At 67.0% G+C, this 15,579-nt stretch carries 14 protein-coding genes; all 14 read right to left on the bottom strand.

What is annotated here, in order from left to right:
* Positions 1–12: 12 nt before the first annotated feature.
* Genes JJC00_RS25720 through JJC00_RS25655 form a run of 14 tightly spaced genes read right to left on the bottom strand, consistent with a single transcriptional unit; the run spans position 13 to position 15,578 of the window.
* Positions 13–897: an amidohydrolase family protein gene (locus JJC00_RS25720; protein ID WP_200468671.1), complete on the bottom strand. Its 885-nt coding sequence runs from the start codon at positions 895–897 to the stop codon at positions 13–15.
* A complete protein-coding gene (locus JJC00_RS25715) occupies positions 894–2,015 on the bottom strand; it encodes a vWA domain-containing protein (RefSeq protein WP_200468670.1) in 1,122 nt (373 codons plus the stop codon). Before JJC00_RS25715 ends, JJC00_RS25720 begins: the two co-directional genes overlap by 4 nt.
* On the bottom strand, positions 2,012–2,893 hold the full coding sequence (locus JJC00_RS25710) for an AAA family ATPase (protein WP_200468669.1): 882 nt from the start codon (positions 2,891–2,893) through the stop codon (positions 2,012–2,014). Before JJC00_RS25710 ends, JJC00_RS25715 begins: the two co-directional genes overlap by 4 nt.
* Positions 2,894–2,905: 12 nt before the next feature.
* Positions 2,906–3,928, bottom strand: a complete 1,023-nt coding sequence (locus JJC00_RS25705) for a xanthine dehydrogenase family protein molybdopterin-binding subunit (RefSeq protein ID WP_200468668.1) — start codon at positions 3,926–3,928, stop codon at positions 2,906–2,908.
* Entirely contained in the window at positions 3,929–5,527 is a 1,599-nt protein-coding gene (locus JJC00_RS25700; protein WP_200468667.1) for a xanthine dehydrogenase family protein molybdopterin-binding subunit, read from the bottom strand.
* 12 nt (positions 5,528–5,539) lie between these two features.
* Positions 5,540–6,016, bottom strand: coding sequence for a (2Fe-2S)-binding protein (locus JJC00_RS25695; protein ID WP_200468666.1), 477 nt, complete (start codon positions 6,014–6,016; stop codon positions 5,540–5,542).
* Between the two features lie 6 nt (positions 6,017–6,022).
* Complete coding sequence (locus JJC00_RS25690) at positions 6,023–6,841, bottom strand: FAD binding domain-containing protein (RefSeq protein ID WP_200468665.1); 819 nt, start codon at positions 6,839–6,841, stop codon at positions 6,023–6,025.
* Positions 6,842–7,285, bottom strand: a complete 444-nt coding sequence (locus JJC00_RS25685; protein ID WP_200468664.1) for an SRPBCC family protein — start codon at positions 7,283–7,285, stop codon at positions 6,842–6,844.
* Between the two features lie 3 nt (positions 7,286–7,288).
* A complete protein-coding gene (locus tag JJC00_RS25680; RefSeq protein ID WP_200468663.1) occupies positions 7,289–7,726 on the bottom strand; it encodes an SRPBCC family protein in 438 nt (145 codons plus the stop codon).
* Positions 7,727–7,735: 9 nt separating this feature from the next.
* On the bottom strand, positions 7,736–10,642 hold the full coding sequence (locus JJC00_RS25675) for a flotillin family protein (protein WP_200468662.1): 2,907 nt from the start codon (positions 10,640–10,642) through the stop codon (positions 7,736–7,738).
* Between the two features lie 26 nt (positions 10,643–10,668).
* The gene (locus tag JJC00_RS25670; RefSeq protein ID WP_200468661.1) at positions 10,669–11,502 is read right to left on the bottom strand and encodes a phosphoenolpyruvate hydrolase family protein; all 834 of its coding nucleotides are present in this window, start codon (positions 11,500–11,502) and stop codon (positions 10,669–10,671) included.
* Between the two features lie 3 nt (positions 11,503–11,505).
* Positions 11,506–13,722, bottom strand: coding sequence for an ABC transporter permease (locus tag JJC00_RS25665; RefSeq protein ID WP_200468660.1), 2,217 nt, complete (start codon positions 13,720–13,722; stop codon positions 11,506–11,508).
* On the bottom strand, positions 13,715–14,497 hold the full coding sequence (locus tag JJC00_RS25660) for an ABC transporter ATP-binding protein (RefSeq protein ID WP_200468659.1): 783 nt from the start codon (positions 14,495–14,497) through the stop codon (positions 13,715–13,717). The genes JJC00_RS25665 and JJC00_RS25660 overlap by 8 nt, the downstream gene beginning before the upstream one ends.
* On the bottom strand, positions 14,490–15,578 hold the full coding sequence (locus JJC00_RS25655) for a branched-chain amino acid ABC transporter permease (protein ID WP_200468658.1): 1,089 nt from the start codon (positions 15,576–15,578) through the stop codon (positions 14,490–14,492). Before JJC00_RS25655 ends, JJC00_RS25660 begins: the two co-directional genes overlap by 8 nt.
* Between the last annotated feature and the right edge of the window lies 1 nt (position 15,579).

The following is a 15,579-nucleotide window of genomic DNA, read 5'->3' as shown; positions in this document are numbered from 1 at the left end:
TGTTCTTGTCTGTTAAAGCCGATAGACGCGCGTCGCGGCGGTCCGGAAGATCGCGTCCTGCTGCGCGGCACTCAGCGGTGCGGCCGCCGCGCGAAAGGCGTCAACGAGCTCGCGATAGCTGGTCCACAATTTCTCGATCGGGAAATTGGAGCCGAACAGGCAGCGCTCGGCGCCGAAGATCGCGACGGTATCAGTGAGCACGGCGGCGACATGCGCGGGATCGTTGCGGTGGATGAAGGTGCCGAGCCCGGACAGCTTGGAGACCACGTTCGGACACGTCGCGAGCCGGGCCATCCCGGCACGCCAGGCCGCGCGTCCCGCCGGCGAAGGATCTTCGAGCATGCCGGCATGCTGAAGGATGAAGGTCACCTTGGGGCAGGATTCGGCGAGCAGCACTGCATCCGGCATCTGCGGCGTGAAGACCTGGAGATCGAACGTCCAGCCGTAGTCGGCGAGATGCGCAATGTTGCGGCGGACCATGGGATCGACGCAGAGATCTGGCTTTGTGGCGAAGCGATAGAGCGGGTTCTCGTGCCAGTGCAGCTGCATGCGCACGCCGCGCACCAGCGGATAGCGTTTCAGGCGGTCGAGCTGTGGGCGGACGTCGTCCACCGCGAAATTGGCGTAGGCGACGATGGCGTGCGGCCAGCCATGCTCGTTGGCGGTCTGCTGCACCCAGGCGGCTTCGTCCTCGAAACGGTCGTTGGCCCAGTTGGTCTGAACATACACCGAGCGGGTGACGCCGCTGCCCTTGAGGTCGGCGAGATATTCGGAAAGCGGATAGTCGCGCCGGATCGCCTCGTAGGGTCCGAAGATGCGGGGCTGCATCGGGCCGACCAGCCAGGGCAGGTCGGCCTGCCGCCAGATATGATGATGCCCGTCGACAATCTCGGTCACGCAACTCTCCTTCGTCCCAATGCCAGCACATGCGCGACGATCGACGCGCTCGATCCGCCGTCGACGAGATCGTCGACGAACCGCTCGATGGCGATGAGCGCTTCGGTCTGCGGGCGGAAGCCCGGGCCCGCCGCGAGCGGCGTCAGCCAGCTGACGCGCCAGGCACGCCGCGAGAGCTTGGCCACCGCGTCGCGCAGCGCGTCGGGCTCGCCGCGCTCAAGTCCGTCGGACACGACAACCACGGCCGCTCCGCGCGCGTACCCGCCGAACCGCGGCACTGCGAGGAAGGCCTGCAGTGCATCGCCGATGCGGGTGCCGCCGTCCCAGTCGCTGACGAGATGCGCGGCTGCGTTCAGCGCCTGCTCGCGCCGCTTCAGCCGCAACGCGCGGGTGACGCGGGTCAGCCGCGTGCCGAAGGTGAAGACCTCGACATTGGGCGCGGCCTGCACCAGCGCATGCGCCAGCTTCATGTTGTCCTCGGTACGGCTCTTCATCGAGCCGGAGACGTCGATCAGCAGCAGGAACTTCCGTGGGCGCTGGCGCCGCTTCATGTGCCCGAGCCGCAAGATCTCGCCATCGCTTCGAACAGAGTCGCGCAAGGTGCGGCGCAGGTCGGAAAACGGTCCGCGGCGGGCGCGCATGCGGCGATGGCCGCGCCGTCGCGGCAGGCGCCGGGGAGCCTCACGCGACAGGCGGCGCAGCGCGTCGGTTGTAGAGAGCTGGGCGAAGCGGCGCTCGACCAACGCCTCGGTGCGGGTGGCAGTGAGGCCGGATTCATTGGCGTCGTCGGAGAGCAGCGGCTCCTCGTCGCCGCGGCCTTCCTCCTGGAGCCGGACGGTTTCGTCGTCCTCGCCGTCGTCGGCATGTTCGATCGCCTCGCTGCCGCGGAAGTGGAGGTCGAACAGGCGGTCAAAAGTCGCGCGGCGCTCGGGCCGCGGGGCGAGGGTGGCCAGTGCCGCCTGCCTGATATCCCCCAAGTCGCGCGGGCCGAGCAGCTCGATCGCGGTGAGGAACGCGGTGGTCTGCTCCGGGGCGACAGCAAAGCTGTTGGCGCGCAAGAGCGTAACGAAGGAAACGAAGATGCGCGCGGCGCGCGGAAGCCCGGGCTCGGTGCTCATGCGGTTGCCTCCGCGAGCAGGGCGTCGAGCCGGGGCGAGATGAAGTGCAGGTCCTCCTCATCCTTGAGTGCCACGCCGATCGAGCGCTTGAAGGCGTCGGGCCAGCGCGCGCCGCCCTTGTTCAGGAGTGTCGCGGCTTCGGCCCAGTCGACGGCTTCGGCGATGCCCGGCGCCTTGGTGAGCGGCTCGCGCCGGAGCTTGCCGACGGCTGCGACGACGGCGCGTGCGGTCGCTTCGGCCACACTGGAGGCTCGCAGCATGACGATGCGCGCCTCGCGCTCTTCTGTGGGATAGTCGATCCAGTGGTAGACACAACGGCGGCGCAAGGCTTCGTGCAGGTCGCGCGTCCGGTTCGACGTCAGCACGACGACGGGTCGCTCGGCGGCGCGCACGGTGCCGCGCTCGGGGATCGAGATCTGGAAGTCGGACAGAAATTCGAGCAGGAAGGCCTCGAATTCCTGGTCGGCACGGTCGATTTCGTCGATCAGCAGCACGGTCGAGTCTGGTGCACGCAGCGAGGCGAGCATCGGCCGTTCGATCAAAAACGCCTCGCCATAGATATCGATGCTCTCGTCGCCGGCTTGACGGATCGCGAGCATCTGGCGCGGATAGTTCCATTCGTAGAGCGCCGCGGAGGCGTCGATGCCTTCATAGCATTGCAGGCGGATCAACCGGCGGCCGAGCACGGCGGCGATGGCCTTTGCCGCTTCCGTCTTGCCGACACCCGGTGCGCCCTCGAGCAGCAGCGGCTTGCCGAGCGCAAGTCCGAGATAGGCGGCCGTCGCGAGGCCCCCGTCGGCGAGGTAATAGGCCGCGCGCAGCGCTCTCTCCAGCGCCTCCGGGCTGTCGATGCCGACGATGTTGGTGCGGACCGCCATGAACCAAAACCTCTAGCGCCGCGCCTGCGGCCGGGCGCCGCCCTGGGCCTTGATCGCACGCAGCACCTTTTCAGGCGTAATCGGCAGATCGTCGATGCGCACGCCGACTGCGTTGAAGATCGCGTTCGCAACGGCGGGCAGCACCGGGTTGGCGCACATCTCGCCGGGACCCTTGGCGCCGAAGGGGCCGTCAGGGGCAGGGCGCTCCAGCACGGCAATGTCGTGCGGGCAGATGTCGCCGGGACCGGGCATCAGATATTCGACGAAATCGCGCGGGCCGTGAACGGCCTCGGGATAGTGAGGCTCCGTCGTCTCATACAGCGCGTGGCTGATGCCCATCCACGCGCCGCCGACGAGCTGCTGCTCGACGAGACGTGGATTGAGCGCGCGGCCGAGCTCATAGGCCGAGTCCATCCGCACCATCTCGACCTCGCCGGTTTCGTCGTCGACATCGACCTCGGCGACGAGGCAGGCATGGGCGTAGCAGGTGGCCGGCGACATCTCGCCGGTCTCCGGATTGACCTCGGAGAGCGGCACCAGAAAGATGCCGCGGCCCGAGATGGTCTTGCCCTGCTTGAACTGGGCGGCGATCGCAACGTCCTTGGTCGAGATCGAGCGGTGCGGCGCGCCCTTGACGTGGATGTTGCCGCGTCCGTCCGTTTCGAGATCGGCGGCGTTGACCTCGAGTTCCTCGGCTGCGGCTTCCATCATGACGCCGCGAGCCTCGCGGGCCGCCGCCATCACGGCATTGCCGACGCGATGCGTTCCCCGCGAAGCGAACGAGCCCATGCAATGCGGGCCGGTGTCGGAATCCGCGGTGTCGACATAGACGTCCTCGACGGGCACGCCCAGCGTCTCCGCGCAGATCTGCCGCGTCACCGACTTCATGCCCTGGCCGAGATCGATGGACGACAGCGCGACCGTAAACTTGCCGCTCGGGTTGGAATGCACCAGCGCCTGGCTGGGGTCGCCGCCGAGATTCATGCCGATGGGATAGTTGATCGACGCGATGCCGCGTCCGCGATGCCGGGTCATCTAGCGCCTCCTGGTGCCAAAGACGGAGGAGAAACGGGTCGCGCCATGCGAGGGTGCGGTCGGCCGCGGCGAGGGCGGTGGCGGTGGAGCAGGTGGTGGCGGCTCGCGCGGCGGTTCGCGGGTGACGGTGGGCGGAAGCCGGTCATAGCTGGTGCGCTGCTGTGCCGGAGCGGTGGGCCGCGCGCGCGAAGAATCCGTCGGGGTCGGCGGGATGACGGCGCGGCTGCCGCCGCCGTCCTTGCGCGAGGATGCTCGCTTGAACTCCTCGCGGAGCGGCCACTTGGCTTTCTCCGCCGCGACTTGGACGCATTCGATCAGCGCGGTGTTCTTGGCCTCGCGCCGGTGCGCCTTCATGTCGCCATCGCGATAGGCGTTGAGGATCCGGAACTCCATCGGGTCCATGTTCACGAGGTGCGCGAGCTTGTCCATCTGGCACTCGATCGCAAAGTCCATCGCGGTTACGCCGAAACCGCGCATGGCGGTCGCCGGCGTGCGGTTGGTGAAGACGCAGTAGACGTCGCCATAGACGTTCGGGATGGTGTAGGGACCCGGCAGATGCGCTGCACATTTCACCGCCGCGTAGCTGGACAGTCGTGTGTAGGCGCCGCTGTCGAAATAGGCGCGGATCTTGCGCGCGACGATGCGGCCGTCGCGCATCACGCCGTCCTTGATGTAGATGCGCTCGGCGCCGCGCGGCGGGCCGTATTGCATCTCCTCTTCGCGCCCGAACACGTAGCGAACGGGCCGCCCGGTCAGCATCGCGCCGAGAATGGCGAGCGGCTCGGTCAACGTGTCGACCTTGCCGCCAAAGCCGCCGCCGACGGTGCCGCCGATGAAGTGGAAGGTGTTGGACGGAACGTCCAGGATCTTGGCGCAGGTGTCGACCGAGAAGAACAGCGCCTGGGTCGAGGTGTAGACCAGATAACGGCCGTTGGTGTCGGGCGCCGCGATCGCACCATTGGTCTCGGTCGGGGCGTGCTCGATCGGCGACATCTGGTAGCGCTGCTCCAGCACGTGATCGGCGGTCGCCAGCGCCGCGTCGGCATCGCCGAAGCGCAGTTTTTGGTGATCGTAGGTCTCGTGATAGGTGAACGTGTTCTTGGGATAGGTCTCGTTGACCACGGGCGCGCCGGGCTTCAGCGCGTCCTCGACGTCGAACACCGCCGGCAATGGCTCGTAATCGATCTTGACCTTTGCGACCGCCTCAAAGGCCTCGCGCTCGCTGTCGGCAACGATCGCGACGATCGGCTCGCCCTTGTAGCGGACCTTGTCGACCGCGAGCGACGGCTCGTCGTCCTTGCCGAAATTGATCAGGCTCAGGAGCGTGTTGAGATTGACCGGCACGTCGGCGCCGCGAATGATCCGGCGCACGCCGGCCGAGCGCTCGGCCTCCGTGGTGTCGATGCGACGAATCCGTGCATGGGACTGGGTCGAACGCACGACCTTCAAGTGCAGCATGCCTTGGAGCTTGTGGTCGTTGAAATAGCTCGACGTGCCCGTGACATGGCCGAGCATGTCCTGACGCTGCGTGCCTTTGCCAATTTCGTTCAGATTATCGTCACGCTCGTCGGCGAAAATGTCCTTGCGAAGTTCCAGCATGGTCGCGTTCCCTTACGCGCTGACCCGGCCGCCGGTGGCGGCGAGGATGGCATTGATGATCGGCTCGTAGCCGGTGCAGCGGCAGATGTTGCCGGAGATGGCCTCGATGACCTCGTCGCGGCTTGGCGACGCATTGCGGTCGAGCAGGGCTTTTGCGGCCATCAGCATACCCGGGGTGCAGTAGCCGCATTGGGCCGCGAAATGGTCGGCGAAGGCGCGCTGGAGCGGATGCAGGTTCGGGCCCTGCTTCATGCCGTCGAGTGTTTCGATGGAGCGGCCAGCAACCGTCTCCGCCAGCGTCAGGCAGGAGAGATGAAGCTCGCCGTCGATCAGCACGCTGCAGGTGCCGCAGCCGCCCTGGCCGCAGCCGAATTTCGGTGTCATGTCGCCGATCAGCTCGCGCAGCGCGACCAGGAGATTGGTGCCGCCATCGACGAAGATCGCGACATCGCGACCATTGTGACGAAATTGCAGGGGGATTTTGGACATGATGCTCTATTCCTGTCCCGACAGCAGCCGACGGAGATGCACGCCGACGACCTCGCGGCGATACCAGGCGCTGCCGAGCGCATTGTCGGAGGGCGATGTTCCTTCGATGGCGGCGGATGCGGCCGCCGCAATGGTCGCAGCATCCAGCGAGCGGCCCTCCAGCGCCCGCTCGGCAGCGCGGGCACGGATCTGGGTCGGTGCCATCGAGCCCAACGCGATCCGGGCGCCTGCGATCCGGCCGCCGCTGATCGGCAGATGCGCGGCCAGCGTCATGACGGAACCGCCCTTCGGTTTGATGCGCGCGATCTTGCGATAGCGAAATGCTTCACTGCTTGCCGGCCGGGTGCAGGAGACCGACAAAACCAATGTCCCGGCCTGTCGCTCGCGCGCCTGCAAAAACTCCTCGATCGGGATGTCGCGCGAGCCGAAGCCGCCTTGCACGGCCACGGTGGCGTCAAGCGCCAGCAGCGCGACGGTGAAATCGCCATACGGGTTCGGGGCGAAGAGATTGCCGCCGACAGTCCCCATGTTGCGCACGGCGGGGCCGCCGATCGAGCGGGCCGGGGCATGCAGGAAGGCAAGGTCCCGCTCTGCGAGGACCCGCGCGAACGTGACGCCGGCGCCGAGCGTGATGCGCGGGGCGGAGGCATCGATCCGGGTCAACGCCTGGTCCTGGGCGCGGACGACGGTCGAGATCGACACATCGCCCTCGTTCAGCGCCCGCATCACCAGCGTGCCGCCGCCGAGATAACGCGCCGTGCGGTCCGAGGACAGCGCGCCGGCCGCCTCGCTGGCACTGGCGAAAGTCTTCACTGTCACGGCCATCTAGGCGGCCTCCTTCAGATGCCGGCGGATTGCTTCGAACCCGGCCTGATAAATGTCTTCGGCGACCATGTGCGTGATGCGGTCGCGGTCTTCGGGTTTGGTCGTGAAGCGCGACTCCCAGTGCCAGAATGTGCGATCCCCGTCGGTGACCGGCAGCAGGCGGACGTGGGCGACGTAGTTGAACATCGGGATCGGCGTATCGAGCAGGCAGTAGCTGAAGCTCTGCTCAAGGTCGGACAACGCCAGCAATTGCTCGCGCAGCTCGGCGCCGTCCTTGAGCTTGAAACGCCTGATGCAGCCGATCTTGTCGGAGGCGTGCGCACGCTCGATCGACGAGGTCGCGACCGCTGGATGCCAGCGGTCGTGCCCGTTGAAGTCGCGCAGCATGGCCCACGCTGCATCGGTCGGCGCGTCCAGGATCGTGCTCTTGACGATATGCGGCACGGATCAACCTCCGAACACGCGCTTCAGGGCATCGAACCCACCCTGGAATACACCGCCGCCGATATTGCCGACGAGTTCGGTCTCCCGCTCCGGCGCGCAGTCGAACTCGGCGGTCCATTCCACAAAGGTCTGGTCGCCATCGGTGACGGGCGTCAGCCGCAAGGTCGCGACGTAGTTCTCGACGCCCATCGGGGATTCCAGGATCGAGTAGGTGCAGAACATGTCGTAGTCGGAGAGCCCGAGCAGCTTCTCGCGGATGCGGTCGCCGTTGCGCAGGCGAAAGTCCCTGACACAGCCGATCTTGTCGGCGGGCTCGCCGCCCTCGATGCGGCTTTCGGCGATCGCCGGGTGCCAGTTCGGCAGTCCGTTGAAATCGCGCACGCGCGCCCAGACGCGGTCGTTGCGCGCGTTGACGACTGTAGAGACGTAGACGCGGGGCATGGGGCGACCTCAGCTCTTCTTCCGCGGACCGCGCTCGGCCGGCGGCTCGCCGCCGCCCTCGGCCGCGGGCGGAGACGCCGCCGGCTTGTCGCCGCCACCGCCCCCTTTGCGCGCGGACTCCTTGATGCCCTGCATGTCGCGGGCCTCGCGGATCAGGCCCGGCATTTTTGCCAGGCTGCCGCCCTCGACGCCGATGTCGGCGAGCAGGGAGTCGATCAGCGGTGCCTGCACACGGTAGCGCAGCGCCGAGTCGATTACCTCGTCGGTGGCGCTGCGGCCGCCATTGCCGCTATGGCCATTGCCGTTGAGGCCGTCGACCTGGAGGATGCGGATGCCCTCGATCTTCTCCATCGGCTTGACGCTCTCGCGCACGATGCCCTCGATACGGTCGAGCAGTTTTCTGCGGAACAGCGAGTAGCGCGCCTGGTCGGTGAGCACGTTCTCGGCCTCGTTGAGCATCCGCTGCGCTTCGGCCTCGACGGCGGCGCGCACACGCTCGGCTTCCGCGGCAATCCGCGTCTCCTCGGCTTGCTTCTCGGCGATCATCACCTCGACGGTCCTGCGCCGCTTGGCGATCTCGCTCTCGCGCGCGGTGATGACGCGCTCGGTCGCTTCGGTGGCCCGCATCCGCGCTTCCTCCGCCATCGCCTTGGCAGCCGACTCCTCCAGCGACTTCTGATGGATCGCGATCGCCTTCTCCATCAGGACGGTCTCGACTTCCTTCTCGCGGTTGACTTCGAGCTTGCGCAGCTCGCGCTCGCGGCCGATGCGGGCCTCGTCCAGGCCGCGGTCGGAGGAAATGCGCGCGCGCTCGACCTCTTCGCGGGCGGCAATCTCGGCCTCCTGCAGCGACTGGACGCGGGCGACCTCCAACTGCTCGATCGCGCGGCGGCGCTCGAGGCGGGCGGCTTCGAGCGCCTGCTCGCGGGAGACGTCGGTGGTCTCGACCTCTTTCCGGGCGACAATCTCGGCCTGCCGGACCTGGCGGTCGGCATCAATCCGCTCGGACTTCTTGGCAGAGAGAGCGATGACGCGGTCTTCGTCGGCGATCTCGATCGCTTTCTTCTGTTCGATATTGAGCACCTCGCGCTTCTTGGACGAGTTGATCCGTTCGGCTTCGAGCGCAAGATCGACGGTAATGCGCTGGCGCTCGATGGCGTCGCGCCGCTTCAGCTCGGCCGCCTCCAAGATGCCGGTCCGCTCGATTTCGAGCGAGCGTGTGTCGCGCTCGGCCTGGATGCGCTCGGCTGCGACGGCCTTCTCCTGGGCGATGCGGGCGGCCTCGATCGCCTCGCGAGAGGCGATGTCGGCCTCCTCGACGGCGCGGTTGCGGGCGATCTCCAGCGAGCGGACGCGCTCTTCCTGTGCGATGCGCGAAGCCTCGGTGGTCTCCCGTGCGGCAATGCCGGCGACTTCGAGGGTCTGGTTGCGCTCGATCTCGAGCTGGCGCGTGCTCTGCTCGGCGGCGATGCGCTCGGCGGCGAGCGTCCGCTCGCGCGCAATGCGGGCCGCCTCGACGGCGCGCTGCGCCTCGATCTCGGCCTCCTGGATGGTGCGAAGCTGCTGGATCTCCAATGCGCGGGTGCGCTCGTCCGAGGAGATGCGCTCGACATTGACGACCAGCGTCTGGGCGATGCGCGCCTTCTCGGTGGCTTCACGGGCGGCGATCTCGGCCTCGTCGACGGCGCGGGTGCGCTCGATCTCGCGGCGCCGCGTCTCCTCCTCGTTGGCGATGCGGGCGTCGGTGACGACGCGGTCCTGCTGGATCCGGGCTTTCTCGATCGCTTCGCGCGCGGCGATCTCGGCTTCCTCGACGGTGCGCATCCGCTCGATCTCGCGCTGGCGCACCTCGCGTTCGGAGGCAATCCGCGTCGTGTCGATCGAGCGCTGGTTGGCGATCCGGGTCTTTTCGATCTCCTCGCGCGCCAGCAGCTCCTTCTCCTCGATGGTGCGGGTGCGCTCGATCTCCTTCTGGCGGGTCTCGCGTTCGGAGGCGATGCGCGCCTCGGCAATTGCCTGCTCGTTGGCGATCCGGGAGCGTTCGATGGCTTCGCGCGCCGAGATCTGGGCCTGCTCGGCCTCAGTCTCGCGCAACGCGCGTTCGCGGGCCACTTCAGTGCGCTGGAGCGCGCGGCGCATCTCGATGTCGCGTTCCTGCTCCAGCCGAGCGGTCTCGCTCTCGCGCTCGATGTCGAGCGCCTGTCGCTCTGCCTCCAGATTGCGGGTGCGGATCTTGATCATCGAGTCCTGCTCGATGTCGTTGCGCGCCTTACGTTTGGCCTCGATGTCCTCCATCAGTCGCGTCAGGCCTTCGGCATCGAACCGGTTCGACGGGTTGAAGAACTCGAGGTCGGTCTGGTCGAGATCGGTGATTGCGACGGATTCCAGCTCAAGGCCGTTCTGGGCGAGCGCTTCGGCCGCATTTGTCTTGACGCGTGCGACATAGTCGCCGCGCCGTTCATGCATCTCCTCGAGGGTCATTTCGGATGCGACCGAGCGGATCGCGGAAATGAACTTGCCGGCGAGGAGCGCATGGAGCTGCTCCGGCTCCATGGTGCGGCGGCCGAGAGTCGCAGCCGCGATCGACACGGCTTCGCGCGTGGCCTGAACCCTGACATAGAAGTCGGCCTCGATATCGACGCGCATGCGGTCGCGGGTGATTACCGCGTCTTGCCGAGAGCGTACGATGCCCATCGGCAGCACGTTCATGTTGACCGGTGTGTAGTCATGGATGAAGGGCAGCACGAAGGCGCCGCCATTGATCACCACGCGTTCGCCGAGGAAGCCGGTCCGGACGAACGACACCTCCTTGGAGGAGCGGTGATAGAGCCAGTTGACGATGTAGACGCCAACCACGATCACGACGATCGCGACGATCAGCCAGAGGATGAGCTCGCCGACTAGGATCCCTGACATGTTTCTCTCCCTCAATCCTGCAGGCGTTATCGCGTTCCGATCGCCTTGAATTTTCGTACCTGGTCCGTCAATGCCCGCTCCACCGGCAGCCGCTCCATCGAGGAGGCGCCATAGAAGCCGTGGCAGTAGCGGGTGTTCTTCATGATGAAGTCGGCATCCGCGGGATCCGCGATCGGACCGCCATGGGCGAGCACCAGAATGTCGGGATTGACGCTGAGCGCGGCCGAGGCCCAGGTGTCGATACGCGCCGGGCAGTCTTTCAGCTTGGGCGCGGTCTGGGCGCCGATCGTGCCGCCGGTGGTGAGCCCGAGGTGGCAGACGATGATATCGGCGCCGGCGATCGCCATCGCGGCGGCTTCCTTTTCGCTGAAGACGTAGGGCGTCGTCAGCAGGTCCTTCTCGCGCGCCTTGGCGATCATGTCGATCTCCAGTGCGTAGGACATGCCGGTCTCTTCGAGATTGGCGCGGAACACGCCGTCGATCAGGCCGACGGTCGGAAAGTTCTGCACGCCGGCAAAGCCGAGTGCCTTGAGCTGGTCGAGGAACACATCCATGTCGCGGAATGGATCGGTGCCGTTGACGCCCGCGAGCACCGGCGTCTTGCTGACCACGGGCAGCACTTCGCCGGCCATCTCCAGCACAATGGCGTTGGCATCGCCATAGGGCATCAGGCCCGCAAGCGAGCCGCGACCGGCCATGCGGTAGCGGCCGGAATTATAGATCACGATGAGATCGACGCCGCCTGCTTCCTCGCATTTGGCCGACAGGCCGGTGCCGGCGCCGCCGCCGACGATCGGCTCGCCGCGTTTCGCCATCTCGCGAAACCGTCTTAACAGGGGTGCGCGTTCAAACCGGGCCATCGGTCACCTCGCTAGTCTCCGGCGCGCCCCGCCGCGGCCGAACAGCGTTCGGAACGCAGCCGTGATGATCGAGGCGAACTCGGGATCGTTGATGTTCTGCTTGACGCGGATCAGTTGGCGGTTGCCTGTCGAACGCACCGTGCGCTCCAGCGTGCGGAACAGGGCGCCGTCGGCCTCGCCATCCCAGAACGGCTGGCCGCGGGCATCGAGCGCGGAAACGCCGCCCTCGGGCAGGAAGAAGCGCACCGGTCCGTCCATCTGGTTGAGTCGCTCTCCGATCCAGCGGCCCATGCGCTCGTTCTCCTCCACGGTGGTCCGCATCAAGGTCACCTGCGGATTGTGGACGTGGAATTTGCGGCCGCGATAGCGCTCGGGGATAGTGTCGGGTGCGCCGAAATTGACCATGTCGAGTGCGCCGACCGAGCCGATATAGGGCACGCGGGTGCGGATGATCGCGCCGAAGCGATCCTCCGTCGCCGGAAATACGCCGCCCATCAGGAGGTCGCAGATCTCGGTGGTGGTGAGATCGATGAGGCCGGCGATTTGGCCGGAGTCGACCAGCTTCTCCATCGAGCGGCCGCCGACACCGGTGGCGTGGAAGACGAGGCATTCGAAATCGTCGCGCAGATCGGCCGCGATCTTCTGCACCGCCGGCGTGGTGACGCCGAACATGGTGATGCCGACTGACGGCAGCCCGGCGCTCGCCGCTCGCTCTTTGGGCTCGCGCTGGTCGAGGCGGGCCTTGACCATGCCGACGATCGCGTTGGCACCGTTCGACAGCACCGCGCGCGAGATCGAATTGACGCCCTGCACGTCGGTGACAGAGTACATCATCGTGATGTCGGCGGGGCCGACATAGGGCGCGACGTCACCGGACGCGACCGAGGATATGATCAGCTTTGGCACGCCGACGGGGAGGGTACGCATGCCAGGCGCGACCAGCGATGCCGCACCCGAGCCGCCAGCGGAAATCACGCCGGCAATATTGCCCTGCCGCTTGATCCAATTGGCGAACGCGTCGGCCATCGCGGTGACTGCAGCACCGCGGTCCGGGCCGAACACGGCCGAGCCGCCGCGACCGTGGTTCAGCGCGATTTCCTGCGCCGAGACATCGCAGGTTCCGTGCTTGCCACTGGTGGAGACGTCGACCAGCCGCGTGCGCAGTCCGCTCTCGGCAATGATGTCGCGAATGAAGCGGAGTTCCGTCCCCTTGGTGTCGAGCGTGCCGACAACCAGCACGACCGGCGGTCCCGACGTTTGCGCCGTCGCCGGCTCGCGCTTGCGGCGTGCGGTTTCGTCGAGGCGCGCGACCTGGGTCGACAGCGTCCGCGCCGCCGCCTCGATACGTCCGATCGGAACCGGTTGCGACCAGCGCGTCGGCGGGACGGGGTTCGAGATGTAGATGCGGACCGGCCCGCTTGGCCGCACGGGCTGGGGGGAAGCTTTCGCTTCGGCGCCCGCCGCCGGCACGTCGATATCTGGCGTAAGCTCGGCGTGCAGCCCGACGCCGAGCAGGCGCTGCTGCAGCTCGCGGTCGGCGGACAGGCGACCAGAGTCGATGATGCGGTTGATGCGGCCGTTGACCATGATCGCGACATTGCGCGAGATCGCGGTGGCGACGCCGATGTTCTGCTCGATCACGAGCACGGACATGTCGCCGTCCTCGCCGAGCTGCAACAGCATTTCCTCGACCTGGGCGACGATGACAGGCGCAAGCCCTTCGGTCGGCTCGTCCATGATCAGCAGCTGTGGATTCGTCAGCAGCGCGCGCGAGATTGCGAGCATCTGCTGCTCGCCTCCCGAGAGCTGGCCGCCGCCATGGTCTTTGCGTTCGGCGAGCCGCGGGAAGGTGTCGTAGATGCGCTCGACCGTCCAGGCGCCAGAGCGCATGCCGCCGGCAAGCCGCAGATGCTCGTCGACGCTGAGCGAGCGCCAGAGCCGGCGGCCCTGCGGCACATAGCCGACGCCGAGCCGCGCGATATGCGCGGGCGGGCGCCGTGTGATATCCTCGCCGCGGACGCGGATCGAGCCGCCACTGACCGGTACCAGGCCCATGATCGCCTTGCACAGCGTGGTCTTGCCCATGCCGTTGCGGCCGACGACGGAGAACACGCCGGCATCGAGCGAGAGGTCGACACCCTGCAGTGCGTGCGAATGGCCATAATAGACGTCGAGGCCCCGGACCTCGAGCGCGGCGGCGGAGCGGCGGACCTCACTCATGACCGGCTCCGAGATAAAGCTCCTGCACTTCGGGGTCGGACTGGATCTCCTCCGGCACGCCTTCCTTGAAGATGCGGCCGTTGTGCATCATCGTCACGCTCTCGACGACGCGCAGCGCCACGTCCATGTCGTGCTCGATGATGATGTAGCCGATATGCGCCGGCAGCGAGGTCAGGATCTCGACCAGCTCGGCCCGCTCGGTCGGTGAGAGGCCGGCAGCCGGCTCGTCGAACAGCACGAACCGGGGGGCGCCAGCGAGCGCCAGCGCGATTTCGAGCTGGCGCTGCTGGCCATGCGCGAGCTCGGCGACGCGCTGATCCTTCACCGCGGTGAGGTGCACGGCTTGCACCAGACCGTCGGCCGCATGCATCAGCGCATCGTTCTGCCCGGGACGCAGGAACGAGAAACGCCCGCGCGAGACGCCACGGCAGGCGAGGTAGACATTATCCTGGACGGTGAGGCCGGGGAACAGCGCTGAGATCTGATAGGTCCGCCTCAGCCCGCGGCGGATGCGCTCATAGGGCGGGAAGTGCGTAACGTCCTCGCCGAAGAAGCGGATCGTGCCCGATGTCGGCGGGAAGTCGCCAGTGATGCAGTTGAACAGCGTGGTCTTGCCGGCGCCGTTGGAGCCGAGCACGGCGCGCCGCTCGCCGGGGCGCACGGTGATAGTGATGTCGGTCAGCGCCGCCAGCGCGCCGAACAGCCGGGTGACGCCGCGCAGCTCGAGTGCTGCACCGGCGCCGACGGCGGAGAGGCGATGGGCGACACTATCCATGGCCGCGTCCTCCGCCTGGGCGATCCGACGGGGGACGATGGCTCTGGCGCCAGCGCTGCCACAGGCCGATCACACCGTCCGACGACCAGAACACGATGGCGAGGAAGCCGAGGCCGATCAGCAGCCGGAAGCGGTTGCCGTCGAGCCCGATCTTGACCAGGAAGTCGAGCGCAAACGTGCGCAGAAGGACGAAGACGAGTGCGCCGATGTAGGGACCGACCGGGCGGGAAATGCCGCCGACGACGGCGATGATGAGAATGTCGATGCAGGCGCCGACGCTGACCGAGCCCGGCGAGATCTGGCGGTAGTTCCAGACCTGGAGCACGCCGGCGAGGCCTGCGATGAAGGACGCCACCGCATAGGCCGCGACGCGGTGCGCATTGACGTTGAAGCCGAGCGCGGCCATGCGGCGTGGATTGTCGCGCACGCCCTGCAGCGCCAGGCCGAACGGCGCGCGCGAGATGTAGTCGACGGCGCAGTAGCAGGCTGCGGCGACTGCGAGCGCGACATAGTAGAAGGGAATATCCCAGCGCCAGTCGACGCCCCAGAAATGCGGCGTCGAGACATTGTTGATGCCGGTGTGGCCGTTGAAGATGGCCCAGTTCTGATTGGTGAAGTAGTAGAAGGCCGCGCCGATCGCGAGCGTGATCATGATGGTGTAGATGCCCTCGGTGCGTACCGCGAGCGCGCCACCGAGCGTGCCGAAGATGGTCGCGAGCGTCAGCGCCATCGGCACCGCCAACCACCACGGCCAACCGAGACTGATATTCGCGTTGCCACTGACCCCGAACACCGCGACCATGTAGGCTGCAAAGCCCGCGATGGTGAGCTGCATCAGGCTGACCATGCCGCCATAGCCGGCGAGGAACATCAGGCTGAGCGCGATGGTGCCGAGGATCAGCGTGGTCGCAAAGATCTCGATCAGGAAGAAGCCATTGGCGATCAGCGGCATGATCAGGAGGATGACCGCCGCGATCCAGGCCGCGGGATTGTTGACATCGGGCCAGCCGCGCACGGCCGGCCGCTGTGCCGTGGCGGCGGCCTTATGAACCCGAATGCGAGCGTCGTGGGTGACGGACATG

Source organism: Bradyrhizobium diazoefficiens, assembly GCF_016616885.1.
Lineage (GTDB): Bacteria > Pseudomonadota > Alphaproteobacteria > Rhizobiales > Xanthobacteraceae > Bradyrhizobium > Bradyrhizobium diazoefficiens_F.
This window is presented reverse-complemented; position numbering and strand designations above follow the sequence as displayed.